This is a genomic window from Thalassospira sp. MBR-102, from assembly GCF_040549275.1.
Lineage (GTDB): Bacteria > Pseudomonadota > Alphaproteobacteria > Rhodospirillales > Thalassospiraceae > Thalassospira > Thalassospira xiamenensis.
In genome coordinates this window covers 1-25,487 of sequence record NZ_JBEPTC010000013.1, presented here as the reverse complement: position 1 = coordinate 25,487, position 25,487 = coordinate 1, and the positions used below count along the sequence as shown (strand labels likewise).

The window sequence follows — 25,487 nt, the reverse complement described above, 5'->3', positions numbered from 1 at the left end:
GTTATCCGTTCAGATGTCGAACGACCCGGTGCTGTCTTCGCATGGCAGCAACAGGCATAGCTCGATCCCGTCGGTGCCCTTGTCACGCAATTTGATTGATCCGCCATGTGCATCAACGATGCGCTGCGAGATATGAAGCCCCAGCGCATTCTGCATTGCGGTTGGCCCGATATCCTGGCGGAAGAGGGCGTCACTGATGCGCAGGATTTCCTGGTTGTTCAAATCTTTGCCGTGGCAGGGAATATCGATTTCCACCAGCCATTCGCCATTGCGACGAACAGTGATATGGATCGGAGATCCTTGGGCGTAGCGCCGTGCGGTTTCAATCAGGTTGGTGATCGCAAGCCCGACCAGTGTGGCATCGACATAGGTTTCAAGCTGTTCGGTCCCGACGCATTCCAGAGTGATTTCGGCATCGGCGCGCGATGTATCTGCGACAAAGTCCGTCAGCAGACGATTGACCGGCACCAGTTCGCGGGCCAGCGCAAAGTCACCGTCATCGATGCCATCCTTGTTGAGGAAAATATCCACCAGACGCGATAGTTTGCGTGCCTGATCCTGAATGCGCTGCAGGCGGTCGGTGACGTCGCTGCGGGCATCGCGCAGCCGAAGCAGCAGCATTTCGGAAGACCGTTGAATAACCGCAAGCGGTGTGCGGAATTCGTGCGAGAGCATGGAAATCAGTTTTCGCTGTTCCCCGACAAGCGATGTTGTTGCCGCGGTGACCCTGAGCATGTTCATGCGTTCCTTTTCGATCTGCGAAAGGCGGAAACCCATGAGGATGCCCATCGCGCACATATGGAAAAACAGCGTGAACTGATGCAGGCCAAGCCGGAACGGCGTGGCGGCAATCAATCCGGCATGGGTCAGTTGCAACAGCACGGCCCCGCCGATCGGGATCACAATGACAACCAGATAGATCCACAAAAGCCACTGCCTTGGCGCCCGGATGATCCGGTAGGCAACAATCAGGGACAGTGTCGTGAGTAACGCGGCATGCAGCGGCACGACATATGTGCCGTAAAGCGCATAAAAATCGGTGGTCACGGTCAGAGCGCAGGCAACCGAAAGCCCGCAATAGACTTTAGCGATCCGCGCGATCACAACATTCTGTTTGCCAAGATCAAGAATATAGAACCAGAGAAAAATGGAGGCAGCCGAGCCGACGACATTGGTCACCCCGACAATCAGATCATTGGCATAGGGCCATTCGGGTTGAATGATCGCGAGCACAAGCCCGTTGACCGCGGATGCCAGTGTGCCAATCAAAATAACGCAGACACCATATGTCGCAATCGCACGATCCCGGACGAGAGAGCCCAGAACGGTGTAAACCACGCCGAGCATCAGGATGACACCGAAATAGATGCTCATTGCCCCGTCGCGGAGCGTCAGACTGGAAAAAAGCTGATCGGTTGGCCAAAGTTTGGCGATCAATAACTGGGTGCTGTTCGATTTGGTGCGGATGAAAAGAGTATAATCACCTGGTTCGAGTGGCGGGAAGCGGTCGACATGCTGACTGCCGCGGGTGGGGCGCAGGCCTGCCGGGACATGATCGCCCATATGGCTTTGCCACAGATGGCGCGATGTTCCCTGCCTGATCAGATAGGCATCGATGAAATTCATGTAGTTTGGCTGAATTTCAAGTTGCAGGGATTGTGTCAGGCCCTGCGGAACAGACAGTTGCAGCCGGTACCAGACGCTATCGCCCGTATAGCCAAAACTTGGCACGCCGGTACTTGGGGTGAAATCATCGATTGGCAGGTTCAAAACGTCATTGAGTGTCAGATCGTTTGTCCGGTCTTCAAGCCACAGAACGTGATCATGCAAATTCACAGGGGCCGCGATGTCCGGCAGAAGGGTCAGTTTGCCGACTTCCGTTGCCGTTGCCGTTGCTGTGGCCGGGGACAGCGGGGCCGTGACCGACAGCATGGTCAGTAGCGCCAGCAGGAGCCGGAAACAGAAAAGCATCGGTCTGTTTTTCGGATGACTCATGACGCATTTTCTGGGTCGCAGGCAGGTGCCGTCGGGGGATCAAGATTGGTGGTGCGCGCCGCTTCAATGTTGTTTTTGGTCAGTTCGCGGTCATAGGGCAGGCGGATCAGGATGGTGGTGCCACCGTTTTCGCCGACGCTGACTGTCATGCGACCCATATGCCCGATGATGATCCGGTTGGTGATATGCAGACCCAGACCGACGCCATGGGTGCTGCCCGATCTGTTGCCACGGTAAAATGCGTCGGCAACAAGCGACAGATCATCGGGCGAAATTCCCGGCCCATTGTCGGTGACGCGGATATAGACATTTCCATCGCTGCGGTGGGTGAATCCGATGCGAACACTGGCATCCGGGGCATATTTCCGGGCGTTTTCAATCAGATTGCATATCGCGCGTTCGATCAGGGTTCTGTCGATGCTTGCGACGGTAAAATCCACCTCTTCCAGCTCAATGTCATGATCGGGCGTCTCGCGCTGACGTCGGAGGACAAGGTCGTGCAGGAACGGTGCCAGAACGGTTGGTCTGGGGGAAATACGGAAATTGGTGCTATCGAGTGTTTCCTTTGTCAGGAACACATTCACCAGCTCAGACAGTTGGGTCGCATTTCTGCGAATGGTTGCGATCCGGCTGGTTATGGCTTCCGGGGCGTCGCGAACATGAAGCGAAACCATTTCGGCGGCGCGCTGGATAATGGCCAGTGGTGTTCGGAATTCATGGGATAGCATGGTGATGAATTCGCGCTGCTCGTCGGCGAGCTGATTGGCGCGCGTACTGTTTTGAACGGCTGTGACGCGCTGGCTGGCAAGTGCGTATGTCCGGCCTGCCATGGCAATGCCGAGCAATAGCAGGTGCACAAGTGATGCCACCTGATAGCAGTTGCTGGTAAATCTGTTGGCGGGAACAAGGCCCATCAGCATCAGCAGATGCACGATTGCCGCAGCGGCGGGCAATCCCAATGCGACGAAATAGATCCGAAGCTTTCGCGCATCGGGCTTGGTCGCGCCAAAATAGAACAGATAGCCATAGAGGATCAGCAGCACACCGATATGGAACAGGAAAAAGCTGCGCGCAAAATGGATGTACAGGTCGCTGACCGATGTCAGGGAACACAGGCTTGCAAGTGCCGCGTAAACCGCAAGAGCGGTGAATACGGTGCGCTTGTATTTGTCCAGTTCAATGATGTAGGCCCACATCATCACACTGGTCGCAAGCGAGAAGGCCGTGCCGGCACCGGTGATGGCATCACTGGCAAATTGCCATGTGCCGGACAGAAGAAGCTGGGCATAGCCAGAAATGCCCGCCGTTCCGGCAAACAGGGCCAGAACATAAAGCCCGTACCAGACAATCGCCCGGTCGCGGATCAGCAGACCCAGCGTGAAATAGACCATGAAGCCGATTAAAAGGATGCCAAGATAAAGCCCGTACAGAAACGTATCCTGCACGTTTTCGGTGATCAGGGTTGTATCGGATTTTATAGACGCATTCAAAAGCTGGGCGCTGTTGCTTGAAACGCCGATCACCAGCCAGTATTTTCCTGCCGGAAGGTTGGGCCATGCGCTTAGATGCTGGCGGCCCCGGGCTTCGGATGGGTTCGGGGGGATATGATCCCCAACGACATCGTTCCAGACGGTTATCCGTGTCTCGGCATCAAGGATCGCAAGCCTTATCCGGTTCAGATAAGGCGGTGAAATTTCAAGATAGCGTTTGAGTTCAAGCGGTTTTTCGCCGTCCTTTGTGACAAGGATCTGCATCCGGTACCAGACGGCTTCAAGCGTGTAACCGGGGCCGGTTGATCCCATAAGCGGTGTGAAATCGTCTGCCGGGAGCATGGCGACATCGGCGGCTGTTCGAACCTGCCGTTTGGTTGACAGACGTTCGATCAGCGGTGCGAGGTCAATATCATCCTGATCGGCGGAATAGGATCCGATGACAAGTTCATGAGGGCCCATATAAGCAAGGGCAGGGCGGGTCATGAAAATCATCGCGATGATGACCTGCACTATGATCCCTGTGATATAACCCTTGCGGCAACCGGTTTTCCGCAAAATGCCCCCGATTTCGGAATATTCAAACGCTTCGTATCCTAGATACCGGGTTTTAAAAGCAAGGTCATGGCTTTTATAAGCGAAGAGTAAAGGATGCGATTAACGGATCGGTTGCTTGTGAGAGGTATAATCGATCACTTGCCGGTAGCATTGCGCGGACACTTTGATATAACCGGCAGTCAGGAAAAATAACCCGCACGCCGATGTGCCGGGATGGAAGCAGAGAAGACGAGCATGAGCCGTAAATATTTCGGGACCGACGGTATTCGCGGAACCGCCAACACCGCCCCCATGACAGCCGAAGTCGCGCTTAAGGTCGGGATGGCCGCTGGCCATTATTTCACCCGTGGCGATCATCGTCATCGTGTGGTGATTGGCAAGGATACCCGTCTGTCGGGCTATATGCTTGAACCGGCTTTGGTGGCCGGTTTTACGTCGATGGGGATGGATGTGATGCTGGTCGGGCCGATGCCGACCCCGGCCGTTGCCATGCTGACCAAATCGATGCGGGCTGATATCGGCGTGATGATTTCGGCCTCACACAACCCGTTTCAGGATAACGGCATCAAGCTTTTTGGCCCGGATGGTTTCAAACTGTCTGACGAGGTCGAACTTGAAATCGAAGCCATGATGGACAGCGACATGTCGGCGTTGCTGGTGGCTGCCGACAAACTTGGCCGTGCGCAGCGCATTGATGATGCGCCGGGCCGCTATATCGAGGCGGTCAAATCATCGCTGCCGTCTTCCGTGACGCTTGAGGGGCTCAAGATCGTTCTGGATTGCGCCAATGGGGCGGCTTATTCCGTGGCGCCCAAGGTCCTGCGTGAACTTGGCGCGGATGTCATTGAAATCGGGACCAAACCGAACGGTCTTAACATCAATGCCGAATGTGGTTCGACGCATACCCAAACCATGTGCGACCGGGTGTTGGCCGAAAAGGCGGATGTCGGGATTGCCCTGGATGGTGATGCCGACCGGGTTCAGATGTGTGATGAAAAAGGCCAGTTGATCGATGGGGATCAGTTGATGGGCCTTGTGACCACCCATTGGAAACGCACCGGGCAGTTGCGCGGCAATGCCCTGGTTGCGACGGTGATGTCAAACCTTGGTCTTGAACGTTACCTTGAAAGCAATGGGTTGCGTCTGATCCGTACTAAGGTCGGGGATCGTTACGTTGTGGAACAGATGCGCGCCCTTGATTGCAATGTCGGCGGGGAACAGTCCGGGCATATCGTGCTGTCGGATTTTGCATCGACCGGTGATGGCTTGCTGGCGTCCCTTCAGGTTCTGGCGGTTCTGGCGGATCGCGATGGTCCGGTTTCGGAAGTAAGCCGCGTTTTCGATCCGCTGCCGCAAATCCTTAAAAACGTGCGTTATGTGGCGGGTTCCGATCCGCTGTCACACAGCAGTGTGGTTGATGCGATTTCCAGTGCCGAACGGGCCTTTAACGGCGATGGTCGCGTTCTGATCCGCAAATCGGGAACCGAACCGCTGATCCGTGTGATGGCCGAAGGCGATGACGCGATCAAGGTCGAACAGATCGTTGATGGCATTGTTGCCGAAATCATGGCTGTTGCGGGTTAAGGCAGCAGGACTATCTTGAGGCGAATATCAGAAGTGCTTGGAGGTCGATCATGAAAGGTCGCGTATTGATCATTGCCGGCTCTGATTGTTCCGGCGGGGCCGGAATTCAGGCCGACATCAAAACCGTGACTGTTCTGGGTGGATATGCCGCAACCGCGATCACGGCGCTGACGGTGCAAAATACCACCGGTGTTTTTGATGTTCTGGGCATTGATCCGAAACTGATCGTCCATCAGGCCGAAGTCACGATTGATGATATCGGGGCCGATGCGATCAAGACCGGTATGCTGCATAGTGTGCCGGTGATCGAAGCGGTTGCAAAATTCATCCGGGACAAAGCCGCCGATATTCCGATTGTTGTTGATCCGGTGATGATATCGCAAAGCGGATCGCGTCTTTTGAACGAAGACGCGGTTGATGCGCTGATCAAAAACATGGTGCCGCTGGCGACCGTCCTGACCCCGAATATTCCCGAGGCCGAAGTGCTTTCGGGGATGAAGATTTTGACCGAGGGTGACATGATCGAAGCCGCCCGCAAGATCGGTGAGCTGGGGGCCAAGGCGGTGCTGGTCAAGGGCGGCCATGCCGACGGCGAGCGGATTGTTGATATTCTTTGGCGGCATGATGGTGATATCGAAGGGTTTGAGGCGGATCGTATTCCGTCGGAAAACAACCATGGGACGGGTTGTTCGCTTGCCAGTGCGATTGCGACGGGGCTTTCGCAGGGCATGGGGCTTAGCGATGCGGTGGCGCGCGCGCGGGCGTTTGTGCGTGAAGCGATCCGCACGGCCCCTGATTTTGGCAAGGGCAATGGCCCGTTGAACCACGCGCATCCTGTTACTGGTGAATAGTCAGAATACAACCTCCGTCGGGATTTCTAATGGCTTTTAACATTTCACACCGTACGAAGCGCCGGTTGTTCCTGATTGCGATCATCGCATTGGTTGCCGCAACCGTGGCAGAAGAATCACGGCGTTTCATTGCCGATCAGATCTGGACGGATGATGCCGCACTCTGGGAAAAGGTGACAGCGGTTTATTATCCCGATACGCAGAAACAAACCGATATCCGTATTTCGGATGCAAGGTTTGATGACGTTGCGCAATGCCGCGAACATATTGCCAAGCTGGCAACTGAAAACGGGGATGCGGACCTGCAAAAGGGACGGTCAGAATGTGCCGTCGGGTTTTACCGCGATGGCACGGGCGAGGGCAGCTATCGCCTGATCATCGAATAGGACGCCGGACCTAAAGCACGTACCACAATAGGCCGGGCAGGGCGATGGCGGCAAGGAAGCTTGAACTGATGACCACACCGGCGACTTCTTCGGGTTCGCGGTTGTAAAGCTGGGCAAACAGATAGCAGAACACCGCAACCGGCATCGAACATTGCAGGATGACGACCCCGCGTTCGATCCCGGTAAGCCCCATGGCTTCGGAAAGGCCGACGCCAACCGCAAAGCCCATCACAAGGCGCAGCATGCTAAGTGCGGTGCTGCGTGCGAGGCTGACCGGGCGGAGGCGGGCCAGTGACACACCCAATGTAAACAGCATTAACGGAATGGTGAGCTGCCCGATCAGGTTGGTCGTGTTGTAAAGCCATGCCGGGACTTCGGTATTGGTCGCAAGGAAGCCGGTTGCAATCAGGGTTGCCGGGATGATCGGCATCTTGATGATCGATTTAAGCGAGAAACTGCCCGAAACGAACGCCACCCCGATGGTGAGCTGTAAAACTACGTAAACCGCAAAGAACGCGACCGACAGTGCCAGACCATCCTGCCCGTATGCCAGCATGCAAAGCGGCAGACCGACATTGCCGACATTCGGCCAGGTCAGCGATTGCAGATAGGTCCGCGGGGCCAGTTTGAAAACTTTCAGGATCGGCCAGCCGATCAGAACGAAAATGATGTTCGCGGCAAGGGCGGCAGTACCCATCGATACCAGCGCATCCGCACCAAGATCAACCGTGGCAAGGGCGGCAAAGGTCAGGCAGGGGGTGGCAAAATAGGTGACGATGGATGTCACCAGTCCCGTATCGAAATGTCTGCCGGACCGTGCCCAGATATAACCAAGACCCGTGGTTATGAAAACCGGCGCAAGAATGGCAAAGATATCGGCAAACATGAAATTCAGTATCCCCAGATGGCTTGGCCCCAATGGCCCCCGGGTGAAATTGTCATGACCGATAGTCGCGGGGCAAGCGAATAATGGTAATACCAGTTGGTTTTCCGCATCGCGATAAGTCGACGCAAACCTGCGTCGTGAAAACTTGTCATTCCGGATGTTGATGGTGCATGTTAGCCCGTCCATCAGCCCCAGAGACAAAAAGACAGGGTCAGGCATGAGCCCCAGAAAATACGATTTCGTTCACCGCCATTTCATTGATCCGGCTCCGCGCTGGCGCGATCAGCGCCATCCTGTGCCTGCGGTTTTTCTTGATCGTGATGGGGTGGTGAATGAAGAAGTCCATTATCTGTCAAAGATTGACGATCTTGCCCTGATTCCCGGAACCGCCACAGCCATCAAACAGCTTAATGATGCCGGTATTCCGGTGGTGATCGTGACCAACCAGTCGGCGGTGGCGCGGGGCTATCTGACCGAGGCGGGCCTTCGTGACCTGCATGAGGCGATGCTTGCGATGCTGGCGCGCGCGGGGGCATCGGTGCAGGGGATTTATTATTCGCCCTATCATCCCGACGGGGTTGAGGGATATCGCCGCGAAAGCGAATGCCGCAAACCGGGCCCGGCCATGATCCTTGCCGCGGCCGAGGATTTTGTGATTTCGCTGGGCGATAGTGTTCTGATCGGGGATCGGATCAACGATATTCGTGCCGGACGTGCGGCGGGCACCCATGCGGTGATCGTTAAGACCGGGCACGGGGCAAAGGAAACAATCTGGCCCGAGGCGGCAGAGGCGGACTTTATCGCCGATGATTTGCAGGCCGCAGTGACCGAACTTTTCGCGCGCGGTGTTCTGGCGCGCTAGGGCTGCTTGGTGATGATCATAACGCACACCAGGTTTTCCACATATCCCGGCAGGATTCTTCAAGTTCGCGCGCGGTGGCCGCACCGTTCATGGCCTTGCTGTTTTTCATCCGGTCACGCATGCCGGCCCGAATGGTGGTAAGGGCGTTGATGTCCTGTGTCAGAAGGACGGCCTTTTCGACGTAACCCTTTTGCGTTTCCGCCGTCAGCGCATCGAGCCCGATATCTGATAACAGGCAAAGCCCTGCGCGTGATGCCGGTGTTTCACCCGCCATCGTGACAAACGGAATACCGTGCCAAAGCATATCGAAATAGCGTGCGATATCGATCATCGGGAACGGGGCCAGTCCGATATCGATCCGGGCGTAAAGATCGGGTTTATCTTCGGGGCTGACCGCACCAATCAGATTGACACGATCCGTATGAAGCCCGGCCTGGCGCAGACGATCCAGCATCGTCTTTCTGGCAAAGGCATCGCCCAGAACATCATCCTGAATGACAAGGCGACTGTTCCTGACCTTGTTTAATATGCGGGCAAAGCAGTTCAGGCTGGCGTCACTGATGTTTGATAACCGGTCAAAGCAGCCAAAAGTCACGGCTTCGTCAATTGCGGCTGGAAGCAGGCTGAGCATGGCGGCATCATTCGCGCCGACATAGGCAAAAGGCCCCGATCCCAGATGCTGCACATTTTCACAAAACAGCTTGTTTTCGGCCGGTTTAGCCGGGATCGCGCGATGATGGACAAGGATGTAATCCATCTGACTGATGCCCGTCGTCATTGGTGCGATGCTGGCCTGAACCGGGGCGGCGCGATGGGCGAATACCGTGATCGGTTGATCCGTCACCGGGCCTGTCAGGTCAAACAGGATATCGACCCGGTCCTTCCGGATGCGCTCAGCAATCTGAAGCGGGCTTTGGCCGTAAACCTCGCGCCAGCCATCGGCCATGACCTGCCATGAACGGGTGGTCTGATCCGGGCGCGGGGTGGCCGAATACAGAAACAGTTCGACCTCGTTGCGGTTCAGGTGCCGGGCAACCCCCGCCAGCAGGGCAAAGGAGGCATGTTCGCAAAAATGCGGTGACAGCCAGCCGATGCGAAGCCGTTTATCGACCTGTTTGCTGTTGATAAATTTCGGTTCGGGCATTGTCGGCATGTGGCTTCGTGCCCATTGGCGGGCCTGTTTGAGATATTCGACCCCGCCGATATCGGGCAGCCTGGCAACCGCTGCCAGAAGGGCTGTGTGGGCATCCGCATTTGCCGGGTGTTTTTCCACAAGCACGGTCAGTTCGGCAATCGCACTTGCGATATCGCCGCACCGCAATTCGATATCAGCAATTTCAAGATCGATTTCGATCCTGCCTTTGGCAAGGCGCTTGGCGGTTTTAAGGATCGCAATCGCCTTGGCATATTCGCCTTGTGCCGATAGCGCCCGCCCCAGCCCGTGCAAGGCGGGGACATGACGGGGATCGATGCTGAGCGCGCGTTGATAAAGGTTTTGCGCCATGCCGGGATATCCAAGGCGCAGCGACACATCACCAACACGGCAAATCATATCTGGGGTGATCCCGGCTGCCTCGGCAGCGCGGTCAAGGGATGCGAGTGCTGCTTCTTCCTGCCCCAGTGCGTGCAATGCCTCGCCAAACAGCAAAAGTCCGTCAAAGTGATCGGGTTTCAGACCCAGCAACCGCCCCAGAAGGTCCACCGTCTGCCCGATATGGCCGCGCGGCATTTCAAGGCGTGCCAGATGATAAAGGGCGGTCGGGAAATCGCCATGATAGCTGATGGCCTGACGGAATTCGTCAATCGCCTTTTCGATCTGCCCGGCCCGTTCCAGCGCAATCGCGAAATTGCACCGCACTGCCGGGTTGGCACCAAGTCGCGGCAGGCAGCTATCAAACAGTTCAAGGGCTTCGCGGTGGCGATCAAGGCTGGTCAGAAGAGTCGCCAGAAGATGTTCGACTTCGGGGTTGCCGGGCGACAGCGACAGCGCACGACGGTAAATTTTTTCGGCCTCGTCAGGACGGTTGCCTTCGTGCGCGCTTAGTCCACGCCTGAGCAGGGTCTTGAGATCGGCCGACATCGATATGCTTTACCTCGTAAGCTGGACAGTCCTGATTGCTGTCATATCCATCAGCATGCAGAAAAAGGAACGTTCTGTCATTGCTTTAAAGCATTTCGTTCTTTGATCAAAAGAAATGATCGGGCCGGAAAAAGCATAAAAAAAACCCCGGGCCTGCGACGCAGGCCGGGGCGAGAATGGGAGTGGGAGAATCGCCTGGCGGCGATAATCACCTGTTAAGATATGGATTATGGTCGAGGTCGTCGCCTATCTAATGGGATAGGATTGCGGGTCTTTGGTGTAGGTTCGCCCCCGAGAGGTGATGGAATTCCCGAAACTTAACCCGATGAGTGAAAGTGCTGCCTTGGAAATGGTGGTTATCTTTCAGGTAGCATTCGTTCCATATGGCGCAAAAACACGAAATTTTCGGGCAAAAAACTGTCATTGGGCGCGAAGACTGTGCTAGAACCCCTAAATATGTAACAATGATAAACACCCCGCGAAGATAGAGAGGTTCGACCATGCCGGAATATCGGTCCCGTACAACCACCCATGGCCGCAATATGGCCGGTGCGCGCGGCCTTTGGCGCGCCACGGGCATGAAGGATGAAGACTTTGACAAGCCGATCATTGCGGTCGTCAACAGCTTTACCCAGTTCGTGCCTGGTCACGTTCACCTGAAAGACCTTGGTCAGATGGTGGCCCGCGAAATCGAAGCCGCCGGTGGTGTTGCCAAGGAATTCAATACCATTGCGGTCGATGACGGTATCGCGATGGGCCATGACGGCATGCTTTACAGCCTGCCGTCGCGTGAAATCATTGCGGATTCCGTCGAATATATGGTCAATGCCCATTGCGCGGATGCGATGGTCTGCATTTCCAATTGTGACAAGATCACGCCGGGCATGTTGATGGCCGCGATGCGCCTTAACGTTCCGGCGGTGTTCGTTTCCGGTGGCCCGATGGAGGCCGGGAAGGTCACCATTGATGGCAAGGAACGTCATCTTGACCTTGTTGATGCGATGGTCGAAGCCGCCGATCCGAAAATCTCGGACGAACAGGTTGCGGTTGTCGAACGGTCGGCATGCCCGACCTGCGGTTCGTGCTCCGGCATGTTTACCGCCAATTCAATGAATTGCCTGGCCGAGGCGCTTGGCCTTGCACTGCCGGGGAATGGTTCGGTGCTGGCGACGCATGCCGCGCGTCAGGAACTCTTCCTTGAAGCAGCGCGCACATCCGTCAAGCTGGCGCGTCGTTATTACGAGGAAGAAGACGTTACCGCGACCCCGCGGGGCATCGCGACGTTTGAAGCCTTTGAAAACGCCATGGCGCTTGATATCGCGATGGGCGGTTCGACCAATACGGTTCTGCATCTGCTGGCGATTGCGCGCGAGGCCGAGGTTAACTTTACCATGGCCGACATGGATCGTCTGTCGCGCCAAATCCCGCATCTGTCGAAGGTTGCGCCCTCGCATCCGCTATATCACATGGAAGACGTCCATCGTGCCGGCGGCATCATGCGTATTCTGGGCGAGTTGGAACGCGGTGGGTTGCTGCATACCGATGTGCCGACGGTTCATAGCAAAACCATGGCCGATGCCCTTGAAAAATGGGACATCCGGCGCACCAAGAACGACGCGGTGCATAAATTCTTCCGCGCCATGCCGGGTGGCATCCCGACCCAAACCGCGTTCAGTCAGGAACGGTATTGGGATGATCTTGACCTTGACGAAAAAGAAGGCTGTATCCGCGATATCGAACATGCCTACAGCAAGGATGGCGGTCTGGCGGTTCTGTTTGGCAATATGGCGGTCAATGGCTGTATCGTTAAAACCGCCGGTGTCGATGCCAGCATCCTGAAATTTACTGGTCCGGCCGTGATCTGCGAAAGCCAGGACGAGGCGGTTGCCAAGGTTCTGGGGGGCGAGGTCAAGGAAGGCGATGTTGTCGTCATCCGTTATGAAGGCCCCAAAGGTGGTCCGGGCATGCAGGAAATGCTGTATCCGACCAGCTATCTGAAATCGATGGGGCTGGGCAAGGCCTGTGCGCTTGTCACCGATGGGCGTTTTTCGGGCGGGACGTCGGGTCTTTCGATTGGCCACGTATCGCCGGAAGCCGCGGCAGGCGGGGATATCGCATTGATCGAGCCGGGCGATATCATCGAAATCGATATTCCGAACCGGTCGATCAGGATTGCGGTTGATGATGCGGTTCTGGCGGCGCGCCGTCAGGAAATGGAAGCCAAGGGCAAGGATGCCTGGAAACCGGCCAAGCCGCGCAAACGCAAGGTGACAACGGCCCTTCGTGCCTATGCCGCGCTTGCAACCAGTGCCGATCAGGGTGCGGTTCGCGATGTGACGCAGGTCGAATTTTAAGTCGTCCAAACCATAACAGCCAAAAAGCCGTCCGGTTCGCCGGGCGGCTTTTTGTTTGGGGTATCAAGAATGATCAGGGTTTGCGAAGCGTGCTGAACCCGTGTGCAAGGCTGTGGCCGAGGTTGGGCAGGGCATTGGCAATCGCCTGCACGGCAAAACCGATAAACAGAATTCCGGTGGCGCGCACGATCCAGATTTCGTGGCGCTGATACATCCGGCGCAACACGCCAAGTCCGACAATCCAGATCAGGATCAGATCGGCGATCAGAAACCCGACGGCAGAGGCCAGTAAAAGCCCCGTCATACTGTCCCAGCCAAGCGACGCTGCATCCTGTGCCAGGAGGGCTGTGAACATCGCGACCGCGACCGGATATCCCTTGGGATTGGTGATCCCGAAAATAATGCCGCGTCGCCAAGGGTTGCGAACCGTGATGGTAACCGCGCCATCGACCTTGCGCTTGGCGGTGACAGCCCGGATACCAAGCCAGAACAGGTAGACCCCGCAAATCATCGCCAGAATATCAAACACCATCGGATCAAGGACGCGCGACCCGATGATCGCCACCAGCGCCAGACTGGCCCACATGATATCCCCGGCAAAATGCCCGAACAGGAAACCGGCACTTGCCCGGCGGCCCTGTGCGGCACCAATGCCCAGCATCGCCAAAAAGGCCGGGCCGGGTGTCAGGGTATAGATGGCGGCCGCGACCATCGCCCCGATCAGCATCGATATTTCCATGATCTTCTCCCCAATGCTCAGGACAAGATTAGCGTAGATGAATTTGTTTCGGCAAAGTGATTTCCGGTATCCCGACTAAAAAAGGCCGGGTAGCGAGACCCGGCCAAGTGAAAGACAGCAATATGCTCTGGAGGCTGTCTTTTTTGTCTGGCCTAAGGGAGATTAGCCAGACAGGTGGAGTTTGGTTCAATCCGATGATGAAAGACGCAGGGCGGCGTTGGCGATCACGCGAACGGCGGTTGCGATACAGGTTTCATCAAGATCGAAATTGCTGCGATGAAGCATGGTGGCGCGATCCGTTGCTTTGGAGCCGATGCGCAGATGTGCGCTTGGAATACGCGACGAAAATTCGGCAAAATCCTCGCTACCCATAGAGCCCTGCGGCAGGCAGATGACCTGTTCATCGCCAAGGATGTCGCGTGCGGTTGCGACAACCTGTTCAAGGATCGCCGGATCGCTTTTGACCACACCAACACCTTGCAGGAATTCGACATCGATCTTTGTCCGGGTGGCGGTGCCGACGCCTTCGGCGATGCGAGTGATGGCATCCTTGGATGCGGTGCGGACGTCTTCGGAATGGGTGCGGATCGCGCCCTGAAGGGTCACCGTATCGGGGATCTGGTTGCGTGCGGTACCGCCTTCGATTTTTCCGATCGTGACCACCGCCGCGTTAAGGGGGGCGATTTCCCGGGAAACGATATTCTGGACCTGGGAAATGAACTGGGCCGCGGCAACAATGGGATCAACGGAAAGATGCGGATGTGCCCCGTGCCCGGAAAGACCGGAAACCGTTACATCAAAAGGATCAGAGGACGCAAAGGAGACTTCGTGGTGCCAGCCGACCGAACCGCCGGGAAGCAGCGGCCAATTGTGATAGCCCAGCATGATATCTGGCTTGTGTTTGTCAAAGACACCATCGGCAAGCATCGCCCGTGCACCGCCAAGGCCTTCTTCTGCCGGCTGGAACAGGACCATGGCGCGGCCTTTGAAATCTTCACCAAGTCTTGCCAGAACCGTGGCAACGCCAAGGGCGATGGCAGTGTGGGCATCATGTCCGCAAGCATGCATGACCCCCTTATTTTCCGAGGCAAAGGGAAGCCCGGATTCTTCGGTGATCGGTAGCGCGTCGATATCGCCGCGAATACCGATAAGGCGGCCCGCCGCCGCAGGATTGATAATGGCAGCGACACCGGTTTTTCCAAAGCCGCTGCTATAGCTGATGCCAAGATCGTCAAGGTGGCTCTGAATTTTCGCAGAAGTTCTCTGTTCCTGAAAACCCAGTTCCGGGTGGCGATGCAAATCCCGACGAATATCGATCAACTGATCGTTGATATCATCGACAATGGCATCGATCTTTCTTGCGATTTCGCTGGTGGCGCTTGGGGACATTCTTCAATCAATCCTTTTGGTGGCGGGCCGTGGTTTTAAGGGATCTCGGGGTTAGTCGAGGTCCTTCTGACCGATTTCGGCAACTTTCTTGTAGACTTCCTCGCCCCACATTTTGGTGCCGAGTTCGTCACGAACCGACTGGGTTGCTTCGATGAAAGGTGCGATATCCGGGTGGGTGAAAACGATGCCGGCAGCTTCCATATCGGCGATCATTTTTTTTGTCTGCTCGGGCAGCATTTTTTCAATGACAGCATTGGATGCATCATTGGCCCGTTTCAGCAGTGCCTGATCTTCTGCATTCAGACCTTCCCAGAAGCCGTTTCCGATCATCACGTAAGCCGGTTTTTTGATGTAATCGACCATCGCGATGGATTTCTGGACTTCATAGAATTTGGCGGCATAGATGGTTTCGATCGGGTTTTCCTGACCATCGACAACGCCAGCCTGCAGGCCGGTGTAAACCTCGGCAAAGGCCATCGGGGTCGGGTTGGCACCAAGGGCGCTTAGGGATTCGACATAGTAATCACGCTCTGGCGCACGCAGTTTCAGACCTTTGAGGTCGTCAATGCTGTTGATTTCGACATTCGCGCTAATCTGGCGCGGGTTACGCGGCATGAAACCAAGAAGGCGGATTTCGCGTTCATCGATCAGCTTCTTGTTCCATTCCGCGCCAAAGTCGGTTTCAAGCACGGCGTTGTAGTTTTTCAGATCCTTCATCAGGAAGGGGATCGCCAGATATTCGATGTCCTTGATGCCGGGATCGCCGCTGGCTGAAATCTGGGTAATACCGAGCGCAAGCTGGGTGAAAAGTTCACGCGGGGTGCCAAGTTGTTCACCGCCGTAAATCGTGACGTTGTAGCGACCGTTGGATTCTTCCTCTACGACACGTTTGAATTCAAGCGCGCCTTCATACTGGGCTTCGCCGGGATTGGCCCAGATGGAATAACGGATTTCTTCGGCCGCATTTGCATGGCCAAGGCCAAGAGTTGCCAGACCTGCTGCAAACAGCGTTGTTGTGAGTGTTTTACGCATATTCAAAACTCCCTGATGAAGGTTAAGCGCTGACTTTTGGGTTCTGATCGGAGAAGTGACGGATGAAGTCCGTGCAATATTCGACGAGGTAACTGACGATTTTTTCGCCTTTTTCGGCACTCGACTGCGCCGGGTCGCCGCCGGCAATACCGTTGCCGCAACGATCGGTAACATCCACGGCAAGAGCGATTTCAACATCGCGGAAACGGACACCCGCCAGGCCGGCGGTTGGCAAACCAAGCATTTCACCCTTGCTGTCCTCTTTGGACAAAAGGTCCATGCGCATCAGTTCCGGGAACAGATGCAGATAAACAGAGGTCAGCGGATCGCCACCATGACCGAGTGCCTTAGCCCCCATTTCCGGATGCAGTTCTTTCCACATTTCGGCTGGGATCAGGCGCCACATATTGAGGCAGGGGATCAGCAGGCCTTTTTCGCGTTTGATTTTGCGAATGACCTGATCGATCAGCGGATAGTTGCCGCTGTGACCGTTCAGGATCACGATTTTATTGATGCCGTGATCGGTGAAGTTTTCGATCATGTCGGTCAGTATGGCGCTGAAGGTTTCCGGGCGGAGCTGGATGCCACCGGGCACCGTACGGAAATAGTCGGCATAGCCAAACGGCATGATCGGGGCGGCAATCGCACCTGATTTTTCGGCAATTTTACCGGCCAGAACATCGGTGAGCATGTAGTCACCCATCGGGGCGACCGGCCCCTGTTCTTCCTGGGATCCCAGTGAAATCAGAATTACGGGATCTTCGCTGAGGCGTTCGCGAAATTCGATGAACGTCATGTCTTTGAGCAAGTGCTTGCGCACAGCTTTAATGGCCGTCATTTGGGGCTCCGGTATCGATTGATGGCTATCAGGAACCGAACACGATGTTCGGCAGGAACAGGGTGATCTGCGGGAATGCCGCAAGCAAAATCACCGCGAAAAAGAGAGGGATGTAAAACGGGATCATCGCGCGAACCATTTGCGCATGCGAGATTTTGGCAATGTCCTGAGCGATGAACATCAGGATGCCAACCGGTGGCGTGGCCCCCCCGATGATGAGGGTGAAGACCATCAGAACACCGAAATGAACCGGATCGATTCCAAATTGCATGACAACGGGAACAAGGATCGGGGTCAGCACGATTTCAGCCGAAGAGGCCACCATGAACAGCCCGACAAGCACCAGAACCAGCAGAACGATTGCAAGAACAATGATCGGTTCGCTGGAAATGGTCGAAATGCCGATGCCGATGCTTTGGGGAACGTTTTCGCGTACCATGACCCAGCTGAAAGCTGCCGATGCAGCAACAATCAGCAAGATGCGGCAACTGCCCAGACCAACATCTACAAGAACCTTGCCAAGCTGGCGCAAATTCATGTGACGGTACAGAAGGCCAAGTACCAGACCGTAAAGCACGGCAACTGCCGCGGCCTCGGTCGGAGAGAACATACCCAGCAGGATGCCGCCGACAATAATGACCGGAAACAGCAGGGCAGGGCCGCCCTCGACAATCGAGTTTCCGATTTCACATATGCTGGCGCGTTCATAGCGGGGATAGCCGCGTTTGCGGGCAATGAAATAGGTGAATACCATCTGGCTGAGGATGATCACCACACCGGGAATGATACCGGCCACCAGCAGGCGCCCGATGGAAACATTTGCAAGGGTGCCGTAAATCACCAGTGCGACGCTTGGGGGAATCATTGGGCCGACAAGCGCCGATGCAACGGTTACAGCGGCCGAAAAAGGTGCGGGGTAGCCTTCCTTTTTCATCGCCGGGATAAGAACCGAACCAAGGGCGGTGGTGTCAGCGGTTGCCGAGCCGGACATGCCCGAGAAAATCATGCTGGCAAAAATATTGACCTGTGCCAGGCCACCGTGAATGTGTCCGACCAGCGCGCGTGACATATTGATGATCCTGTCCGTCAGGCGGCAGGCATTCATCAACTCGCCCGCAAGATAGAAAAACGGGATCGCCAGAATAAGGAAACTGTCGATTGACGCCGTCATGCGCTGTGTCAGCATCCCGGCATCGATGCCGGTCAAGTAAAGATAGGCAGTGGTGGTGACGCCCATTGCAAAAGCCAGTGGCATACCGGCCAACAGCAAAACAACGAGAAGGGCGAGAATAATTGCGATTGTCATTTCTGGCCCTTACAGCATCGAGTTTTCGTCATTTTCGGTTCGCACATTGCGAAGCCGATCAGACAGGAAAAGACGGGCAAGGATGACAACAAGCATCAGTATTCCGCCAACGGTCGCGGCAAGGCGCACCGTACCGGCAGGCAAGGGAAGGATGCTCATTTCCTGAAAGTTTTCGAGTTTGACAATACGAAAGCTTTTCCAGGTCATCACGCCAAGGAAGGCCAGTGCTAGAATCTGATTGGAAATGCGGATGATCTTTCTGACTTTTTCCGGCATCAGATTTACGAAAACATCGACGGAAAGATGACGTCCTTGCCAGCACACAACGGCAGCACCGATAAATGTCATCCAAACCACGAGTAATCGGCTTAGTTCGTCGCTCCATAAAAGCGGACTGTCAAAGAAGTATCGAAAGACAACCTGTGCAAGGGTCAGTGTCACAATGATTGCCAGCGTGGCGCCGGTCAGGATTTTTAGCGGAAGCGCAAGGTCGAGCCTTCGCTTCGGCAATGCCGGTTCAGTTGATTGCATCTCTAGCCTCTCCATCATGGCCCTGCGAGCTTCTTGTTCGGCTTTTTGGCAGGGCGCCTCCTGAGACTATAAAATCAGCCGGACATTAATCTTGTCAAATATATAAATGGAGTATATTTATATCTGATGAGTATCAATAATCGCGTTGAATTACGCCATCTGCGTTATTTTATTTGTGTGGCTGACGAAATGCATTTCGGGCGGGCTGCCGAACGTCTTGGCATCGCGCAGGCTCCGCTTAGCCAGCAAATCAAGCAGCTTGAGGAACGGGTTGGCGGGCAACTTTTTGAACGCACGACCCGAAGTGTTCGCCTGACGCCAGCGGGAGAAGTTTTCCGTGAAAAGGCGTTGCTGGCGTTATCAAGTGTCGAGGAGGGAGTCGAGGCCGCCCGTTTCGTGATGGGGCAGGCAAATCGCAAGCTGACGATTGGTTGTGTTTCACCTGCGATTTTTACATGCCTGCCGGAAATCCTGCGGATGTTTCATGCCAAATGCCCGGATACGCGGATTGATATCAAAATACTGACGACCAACGAGCTGCTTGATGCGATGATAGAGGGGCAGGTGGATGTTGCCTTTATTCGCCCGCCAAGGGCCAAGGCCAACCTCAATATCATGAATTTGTTCAGCGAGGCCTTTGTTGGGCTTGTTCCGGTGGATCATGCGCTTTCCGGAAATAAAACGCTGTCGCTAAGCGATTTTACGGGACTGCCATACATTGCCTATGCGCCGATTTTGGGGGTCAGTTACCAGAACGTGGTCATCCAGCATGCGCGTGATGTCGGGGTATCTTTGGACATCGTTGAAGAAGTTGGTCACACATTTGGAATCGTGGCACTTGTTGCCGCGGGAATGGGGGTTGGCGTGGCCCCCAGCTGGGTTACCCATACACCCCATGTCGGCGTTGCCTATATTCCAATGCCGGAATTACCAGCCGATGCGGTCAATCTTGCATTGGCATGGCCCGAAGACACAATGTCGCGGGTCATTGATGAATTTGTGAAATGCGCACGTGCCTTTGTTCGTGATCTGAACGGCTTGTAAAATGGCCGCCCCGGCAAACGAGGCGGCCATTTGGGTCTGATGCAACGCCGCTTGGTCAGTTGAGGACTTTTTGCAGCGGAATGTAATCGTAGCCAAGATCACGTGCGACGGCCTCATAGGTGATGCGACCTTCGTGAACGTTTAGCCCTGCTGCCAGATGGGGATCTTCCTGGCAGGCTTTTTTCCAGCCCTTGTCAGCAAGGGCAAGGGTGAAGGGCAGGGTTGCGTTGTTGAGCGCAAAGGTCGATGTGCGGGCCACCGCACCGGGCATGTTGGCAACACAGTAATGCACCACGTCATCGACGATATAGGTCGGATCGGCATGGGTGGTGGCTTTGGATGTTTCAAAGCAGCCGCCCTGATCAATCGCGACATCGACAATCACCGAACCCGGCTTCATTTTTGAAAGCTGGTTCTTATGGATCAGTTTCGGTGCCGCGGCACCAGGGATCAGAACTGCACCGACAACCATGTCGGCATCATAGACCAGTGCCTCGGTATCATCGATGGTGGCATATTGCGTTTTGATGCGCGGGCCAAACACATCGTCAATATAGGTCAGGCGTTTGACATTCTTGTCGAGAATGATGACATCCGCGCCCATGCCCGCGGCAATGCGGGCGGCATTGGTGCCGACAACACCACCGCCGATTACAACGACCTTGGCGGGGGCAACACCGGGCACACCGCCTAGCAACATGCCACGCCCGCCATTGGCCTTTTGCAGGGCAGCAGCCCCCACCTGCGGTGCCATGCGCCCGGCAACTTCGGACATCGGGGCCAGTAATGGCAGGCCACCATTTTTATCGGTAACGGTTTCATAGGCAATCGCCGTCACCCCGGATTTGATCAGACCGGCGGTCTGTTCCGGATCGGGCGCCAGATGAAGGTAGGTAAACAGAAGCTGCCCTTCGCGGAGCTGCTCGTATTCGACTTTCTGCGGTTCCTTGACCTTTACGATCATTTCGGATTTGGCAAAGATTTCGGCCGCGGTATCGACGATTTTTGCACCGGCGGCGACGTAATCATCGTTGCTGCAACCGATACCGGCACCAGCATTGGTTTCGATGATGACGTCATGCCCGTGGGCCGTGGCTTCACGCACGGAACTCGGGGTCAGGCCGACGCGATATTCATGGTTTTTGATTTCTTTCGGAATGCCAATCAGCATTGTTTCTCTCCCGGACAAACGTGGCGATGATAACGGTTTTCCCGTTTTTAGTTATCTATGCAGGATACCCGAAAATTGTGGCAATTTCCCTTCAATCATCGGTGAGTTTGATGGTATTAATGCTATATAATTTTAAAAAATCCGCTTCAGGCAGGGAGAATATTCGAAATGCAGATGGACGAACGTGACCGGATGATCCTGCGGCTGCTTCAGCGCGACGGTCGTATCAGCAACGCCGAACTGGCCGAAAAGGTCAATTTATCGGCGTCGGCCTGCTTGCGCCGTGTCAGGCTTCTGGAAGAAGCCGGTCTGATTGACCGTTACACGATGCTGCTTAATCCGGCCCGCATCGGCAAACCGGGCAATGCATTCGTCAATATCTCGATCGCGCGCCAGACCCGTGAGGCGCTTGAAACCTTTGAAAAGGAAATCCAGTCGGTTCCCGAAGTCGTGGAATGTTACCTTCTCGCGGGGCAGAGCGACTATCTGGTGCATGTGGTTTACAGCAATACCGCCGACTATGAACGCATCCACAGCGAAGTCCTGACCCAGCTTCCGGGGGTGGAACGGGTCCAGACGATCATCACCCTGCGCGAAGTCAAACGCACGACCGAATTGCCGGTCTGATCCACTCAAGCGAGGCGGGCAGGTTTATGGCCTGTCCGGTTCCAACGTGGTTAGTCGCAGACCGTTTGCAAGGCTTTCCAGTCCTGCGGATTGATATCAAGCGTACCTGTGATGTCGCTTTGTTCAAACAGGTCGATCCGCCCGGTCATTTCCGGGTGCGAGCTTAGGATTTCAGGCAGGAAACTGGCAATTTCGGCATATCTGCTTTCGGTGGAGATTGTGCGAAACAGCTTTGCCGTGCTTTGGGTTTCGATGCTGGCGTCACCCATCAGTTCAAGGGCAAAGTGATCGGCATCGGTTTCCATGTCCCGGGAATAGCTTTGTTCCATGACAAAGCCGACCGGAAGGTCGGCCCCGCCGGTCATCAATCGGACAAGCTGGCCAAGCGCGATACCTGAAAACAGTTTTTTAAGGCCATGCTGCATTTCCGTATGGCCGATTTCATGGGCCAGAACGCCAGCCAGAGCTTCGGGATTTTCCGCTTTTTTTATCAGTTCGGAAAATACAATGATCTGCCCGCCGGGCAGGGCAAGGGCGTTTTCGATATCGCTGCGCAGTACGGTGGTTTGGTAGTCATATGTCAGTGCGCCGGTTTGTTCAAAGCGGCCCAGAATGGTGGTGATGACCTTTTGTGCGGGATCGTTGATCGCACACGCACTTGTCCCGTCGCGGTCTTCGCCCATGATCGCCACGATCTGTTCGCGCGCATTGCGTCCCATATCCATTTCCATGGAACGTGGATACACCGCGATGACCAGATCGATCACCAACGGCATGCCCTGCCAGATCAGCAGGGCAATTGCCGCGGAGAAACCGATGATACCAGCCGCAAGCCGGACTTTTGCCCGTGTGGCCCCTTCGTCCACGGCAAGTCCGAGCAGGGTTTCAAGAATGAAGGCCTTGGAGTGCGGATCGTCAAAAATCAGGCGAAATCCATCATCCTTGCGCTTTCGCAAACGAAGCGGTTTTCCCTTTTCGGTCTTTTCACACAGATAAACACTGTCTTTTGACAGCACCTGTTCCCCGCCCTCTGGCAGATACAGGGTAATGTAACGGTCGGATATGCCGACCGTTACATTCGTTGCCAACGATGTTTTACCGTCAAAAAGACGGGCATTGGGCAAGCTGTTCATCAAAATGCCTTGTTAAATCCCGCCCAGATCAAAGGCTTCTGCAAGACCTTCGCCGGTGCGCGGGACGTTCTGTGCATCCGTGTTCTGATGCAGTTCTGCGATGTCACCGTCATATACCAGCGATGAAACATGCAGTGCCAGCATCGGATGGGTCAGCCCGACAAATGTCAGGATGCCGAAGACCGGCGTTGCAAGCAGCATCAGGATAAAGAACGGTGCCAGGATCGCCAGAACCTGTTCCGGGGGCATATAGGATGCCGCGTTATTTGCAAGGATCGAGAATGCGGCAAAACCACCGGTGACCGACAGCAGGGCAACAAAAACAATCCCCGCCAAAACCATCAACAGCAGGAAGCGCAGCAACAGTTTGATATATTGCCCGGTCGCGAGCGTGCTGCCAAATTGCAGGCCTGCAAGGGTGGTGTTTTCGCTTTGATACCGGAAGCACCATACATGGTACCAGGCCATCCCGAAGACGATCACGAGATACGGAATAAAGGCCAGCGGCACGATATAAAACGGGGAGTGTGTAAGGTTAACCGCCGCCGCAATAATGCCGCCCGACATGGCAATCGCGACCAGACACAGGAGCCAGGTCAGGATCCACTTTTTGAATGCGGGGCCGAATGTGCCGGTAAAGCGTGCCTGATGGTCGCCGATCCAGGTGTTGTTGGTTTCATAGCGCGTTAGCGTGATAAAGCTGAGCGGCATCAGAATGCCCAGCGACAGGATGGCTGCCAAAAAGCTGCCAAAGCCGATCAGGGCATATTTGAAGGACGAACCGCCCAGTTTTCCGCGAATGCCGCGCCAGAAGGTGCGGCTCATGCGATAGCGCGTGGCGCGATAGATCGCGACAAAAATCAGAAACAGAATGACGGCATACATCACGATAATCTGCAATCCCTGCATGGCCGGGGGCAGTTGGGCCGAGATAAAGCCCAGTAGCAGGGACGCGGGGATAAAGATGACCGAGATAATCAGGAAGCCAAGGAAAAGTTCCAACCCGCGGCCGGTATATTCCAACGCATCACCATCAATGACGATGTTGCTCCAGATATAGCGGCGCATCCGGGTTTTGGCCCAGAAACGGAATATGCCCAATGTCAGGATGGTCCAAAGCGTGTTCCAGCAGCAAAGTTTCAGAACGTCCTGCCAGCGACCGTAATATTGAATCTGGCCGTTATGGTATTCGGCGTTTTCGCTGTTTTCAGCAATATCTGCCGCCGCCTGAGAGCCATTATCGGCTTCAGGAAGTTCATTTTCGTCGTGTATGCTCATAGTCCCCTCGGTTCTAAGACCAGTTTCAGGATCAGTGGTGAAAAATGACACCGCTTGTTTTCGCGGATTTTAATCTTCCCCACGTTTGATTTAACGTGGTTTATCAACAAGATCACCCACTCAAAAGGTTAGGGACGCCCAATCAGGGCCATTTTTGTTACCCGAAGGAACGGGTGGTTGAATGGTTTTGGTATGAAGGCTACCCATCAGGTATTTCGCGCATGCCGCAATCGGGGCTTCGCAGCTGCAGCGAATCAAATCTGTACAGATTCGCGATTTTTGTTCGCAAATACGTTTCGTGATTGCTGTGTGGTGACTATTGTTCATCTAACGCGCGCTCAAAAAATGCAGGCGAACTGTTTGTTACATCGACGTTTCTTTGATTTTATCTATCGAAAGTCACCGCGCGATTTGACTTTTGAATGAATTAATAGGCATTAATATAAGTTCAGGGAGAATGTTGGGGGAATAATTCTCTATGGAAAACGAATGTCTTGTTCGTGCGCGTAGCCACGAGCAAAAACTGAAACGTAGAAACGATATACTTGTCGCAGCTGAGGCGCTTTATCTTGAGGGGGACGGACAACTGCCATCGGCAGCCGAAGTCGCCAAAAAGGCCAGTCTCGCCAAAGGCACGCTGTATCTTTATTTTTCAAGCAAGGAAGCCCTTTTTCTGGAAGTCCTGCGCGGGTTCCTGAAGGGGTGGTTTGAAAACAACCTTGAAGTGATTGAACAGGAAGCGTTGCGCCGTCCCGAAGAACGGGATTCAGCACGCGTTGCACAACAATTCGTGCAGTATCTTGTCAAACGGAAGCAATTCCTGCATCTGGCGTCCCTGTCACAAGGGGTTCTTGAGCAGGGGACGGACGATGAAGCGGTTCTAAGCCATCGAAGATTTATTTCTTCCATGGTGAAACGGACGGCAGATGCCCTGTCCGAGCTGTATGCCATCACGCCAGAGAATGCCAACAAGCTGATGCGGACATCCTATGCATTGGTGATTGGCATGTGGCAGATGTCACAGATTCCGGAACGTGTTGCCGAACTGATGCGCCAGAACGCGCTTGATAATCTGATTATCGATTTCAGTGTGGCAACCGAAGAAGCGGTGGTGTCGTACTGGCGTGTTCTTGCGCCGGGTATGAAATGTCGTGAATTCCTGCGTCAGATGGAAGAACAGAACCGGGCCTGATTTCGGTTTTGCCATCGGCTTTTCAATCAGCATCATAAAAAAAGCAGCACCCGCGAAGGTGCTGCTTCAGACCGCTGACAAACCCCGTCATATTTTGGCGGGGTTTTTCTTTTAGAGGTGTTTGAAAGCTGGCTTGAGTGTGCCGAGGGGATTATGCCTCG

Annotated in this window: 21 protein-coding genes; 8 read left to right on the top strand and 13 right to left on the bottom strand. The window is 54.9% G+C overall.

What is annotated here, in order from left to right; genetic code table 11:
- Positions 1-9 precede the first annotated feature (9 nt).
- Together ABIE64_RS18690 and ABIE64_RS18685 are read right to left on the bottom strand one after the other, a co-directional pair.
- Positions 10-1,995, bottom strand: coding sequence for a sensor histidine kinase (locus ABIE64_RS18690; protein WP_354378227.1), 1,986 nt, complete (start codon positions 1,993-1,995; stop codon positions 10-12).
- Entirely contained in the window at positions 1,992-3,998 is a 2,007-nt protein-coding gene (locus ABIE64_RS18685) for a sensor histidine kinase (protein WP_354378226.1), read from the bottom strand. Before ABIE64_RS18685 ends, ABIE64_RS18690 begins: the two co-directional genes overlap by 4 nt.
- A gap of 279 nt (positions 3,999-4,277) precedes the next feature.
- Here ABIE64_RS18685 and glmM point away from each other — a divergent pair, with 279 nt between their 5' ends.
- From glmM to ABIE64_RS18670, 3 genes are read left to right on the top strand one after another with little or no spacing between them, the layout of a single operon-like run.
- Positions 4,278-5,627, top strand: a complete 1,350-nt coding sequence (gene glmM, locus ABIE64_RS18680; RefSeq protein ID WP_007092124.1) for a phosphoglucosamine mutase — start codon at positions 4,278-4,280, stop codon at positions 5,625-5,627.
- A gap of 50 nt (positions 5,628-5,677) precedes the next feature.
- Positions 5,678-6,478: a bifunctional hydroxymethylpyrimidine kinase/phosphomethylpyrimidine kinase gene (gene thiD / locus ABIE64_RS18675; protein WP_071239557.1), complete on the top strand. Its 801-nt coding sequence runs from the start codon at positions 5,678-5,680 to the stop codon at positions 6,476-6,478.
- Between the two features lie 29 nt (positions 6,479-6,507).
- Positions 6,508-6,864: a hypothetical protein gene (locus ABIE64_RS18670; RefSeq protein ID WP_071239558.1), complete on the top strand. Its 357-nt coding sequence runs from the start codon at positions 6,508-6,510 to the stop codon at positions 6,862-6,864.
- A 10-nt stretch (positions 6,865-6,874) separates the two neighbouring features.
- Here ABIE64_RS18670 and ABIE64_RS18665 read toward each other — a convergent pair whose 3' ends face one another.
- Complete coding sequence (locus ABIE64_RS18665) at positions 6,875-7,750, bottom strand: AEC family transporter (RefSeq protein WP_007092121.1); 876 nt, start codon at positions 7,748-7,750, stop codon at positions 6,875-6,877.
- A gap of 217 nt (positions 7,751-7,967) precedes the next feature.
- Here ABIE64_RS18665 and ABIE64_RS18660 point away from each other — a divergent pair, with 217 nt between their 5' ends.
- A complete protein-coding gene (locus tag ABIE64_RS18660) occupies positions 7,968-8,612 on the top strand; it encodes a D-glycero-alpha-D-manno-heptose-1,7-bisphosphate 7-phosphatase (protein ID WP_071239559.1) in 645 nt (214 codons plus the stop codon).
- 16 nt (positions 8,613-8,628) lie between these two features.
- On the opposite strand, the gene ABIE64_RS18655 is transcribed toward ABIE64_RS18660, so the two are convergent.
- Positions 8,629-10,692: a tetratricopeptide repeat protein gene (locus tag ABIE64_RS18655; protein ID WP_071239560.1), complete on the bottom strand. Its 2,064-nt coding sequence runs from the start codon at positions 10,690-10,692 to the stop codon at positions 8,629-8,631.
- A 500-nt stretch (positions 10,693-11,192) separates the two neighbouring features.
- Here ABIE64_RS18655 and ilvD point away from each other — a divergent pair, with 500 nt between their 5' ends.
- On the top strand, positions 11,193-13,046 hold the full coding sequence (gene ilvD, locus ABIE64_RS18650) for a dihydroxy-acid dehydratase (protein WP_071239561.1): 1,854 nt from the start codon (positions 11,193-11,195) through the stop codon (positions 13,044-13,046).
- Between the two features lie 73 nt (positions 13,047-13,119).
- Here the strand turns inward: ilvD and ABIE64_RS18645 are convergent, their stop codons facing one another.
- The 6 genes from ABIE64_RS18645 to ABIE64_RS18620 form a co-directional block, all read right to left on the bottom strand.
- Positions 13,120-13,785 carry a LysE family translocator gene (locus ABIE64_RS18645; protein ID WP_071239562.1) on the bottom strand — a complete coding sequence of 222 codons (666 nt, stop codon included), beginning with the start codon at positions 13,783-13,785 and terminating at the stop codon, positions 13,120-13,122.
- Positions 13,786-13,971: 186 nt separating this feature from the next.
- Positions 13,972-15,174, bottom strand: a complete 1,203-nt coding sequence (locus tag ABIE64_RS18640) for a M20 metallopeptidase family protein (protein ID WP_354378225.1) — start codon at positions 15,172-15,174, stop codon at positions 13,972-13,974.
- Positions 15,175-15,225: 51 nt separating this feature from the next.
- Positions 15,226-16,206, bottom strand: a complete 981-nt coding sequence (locus tag ABIE64_RS18635; RefSeq protein ID WP_037987904.1) for a TRAP transporter substrate-binding protein — start codon at positions 16,204-16,206, stop codon at positions 15,226-15,228.
- 22 nt (positions 16,207-16,228) lie between these two features.
- Positions 16,229-17,044, bottom strand: coding sequence for a creatininase family protein (locus ABIE64_RS18630; protein ID WP_354378224.1), 816 nt, complete (start codon positions 17,042-17,044; stop codon positions 16,229-16,231).
- A gap of 28 nt (positions 17,045-17,072) precedes the next feature.
- The gene (locus tag ABIE64_RS18625; RefSeq protein ID WP_354378223.1) at positions 17,073-18,350 is read right to left on the bottom strand and encodes a TRAP transporter large permease; all 1,278 of its coding nucleotides are present in this window, start codon (positions 18,348-18,350) and stop codon (positions 17,073-17,075) included.
- A 9-nt stretch (positions 18,351-18,359) separates the two neighbouring features.
- Entirely contained in the window at positions 18,360-18,881 is a 522-nt protein-coding gene (locus ABIE64_RS18620; protein ID WP_007092112.1) for a TRAP transporter small permease, read from the bottom strand.
- A 126-nt stretch (positions 18,882-19,007) separates the two neighbouring features.
- Between ABIE64_RS18620 and ABIE64_RS18615 the strand changes: the two genes are divergently transcribed.
- Positions 19,008-19,925, top strand: coding sequence for a LysR family transcriptional regulator (locus ABIE64_RS18615; RefSeq protein WP_354378222.1), 918 nt, complete (start codon positions 19,008-19,010; stop codon positions 19,923-19,925).
- 55 nt (positions 19,926-19,980) lie between these two features.
- Here ABIE64_RS18615 and ald read toward each other — a convergent pair whose 3' ends face one another.
- A complete protein-coding gene (gene ald / locus ABIE64_RS18610) occupies positions 19,981-21,096 on the bottom strand; it encodes an alanine dehydrogenase (protein WP_354378221.1) in 1,116 nt (371 codons plus the stop codon).
- A 168-nt stretch (positions 21,097-21,264) separates the two neighbouring features.
- Here ald and ABIE64_RS18605 point away from each other — a divergent pair, with 168 nt between their 5' ends.
- On the top strand, positions 21,265-21,723 hold the full coding sequence (locus ABIE64_RS18605; RefSeq protein WP_007092109.1) for an Lrp/AsnC family transcriptional regulator: 459 nt from the start codon (positions 21,265-21,267) through the stop codon (positions 21,721-21,723).
- 50 nt (positions 21,724-21,773) lie between these two features.
- Here the strand turns inward: ABIE64_RS18605 and ABIE64_RS18600 are convergent, their stop codons facing one another.
- Together ABIE64_RS18600 and ABIE64_RS18595 are read right to left on the bottom strand one after the other, a co-directional pair.
- Positions 21,774-22,856 carry a M48 family metallopeptidase gene (locus ABIE64_RS18600; RefSeq protein WP_354378220.1) on the bottom strand — a complete coding sequence of 361 codons (1,083 nt, stop codon included), beginning with the start codon at positions 22,854-22,856 and terminating at the stop codon, positions 21,774-21,776.
- Between the two features lie 12 nt (positions 22,857-22,868).
- Positions 22,869-24,134, bottom strand: a complete 1,266-nt coding sequence (locus ABIE64_RS18595; RefSeq protein WP_071239570.1) for a YjgN family protein — start codon at positions 24,132-24,134, stop codon at positions 22,869-22,871.
- Between the two features lie 478 nt (positions 24,135-24,612).
- Between ABIE64_RS18595 and ABIE64_RS18590 the strand changes: the two genes are divergently transcribed.
- Positions 24,613-25,326 (top strand): TetR/AcrR family transcriptional regulator, encoded by a 714-nt coding sequence (locus ABIE64_RS18590; RefSeq protein ID WP_007092106.1) that lies wholly within the window; start codon positions 24,613-24,615, stop codon positions 25,324-25,326.
- The last annotated feature ends 161 nt before the right edge of the window (positions 25,327-25,487 follow it).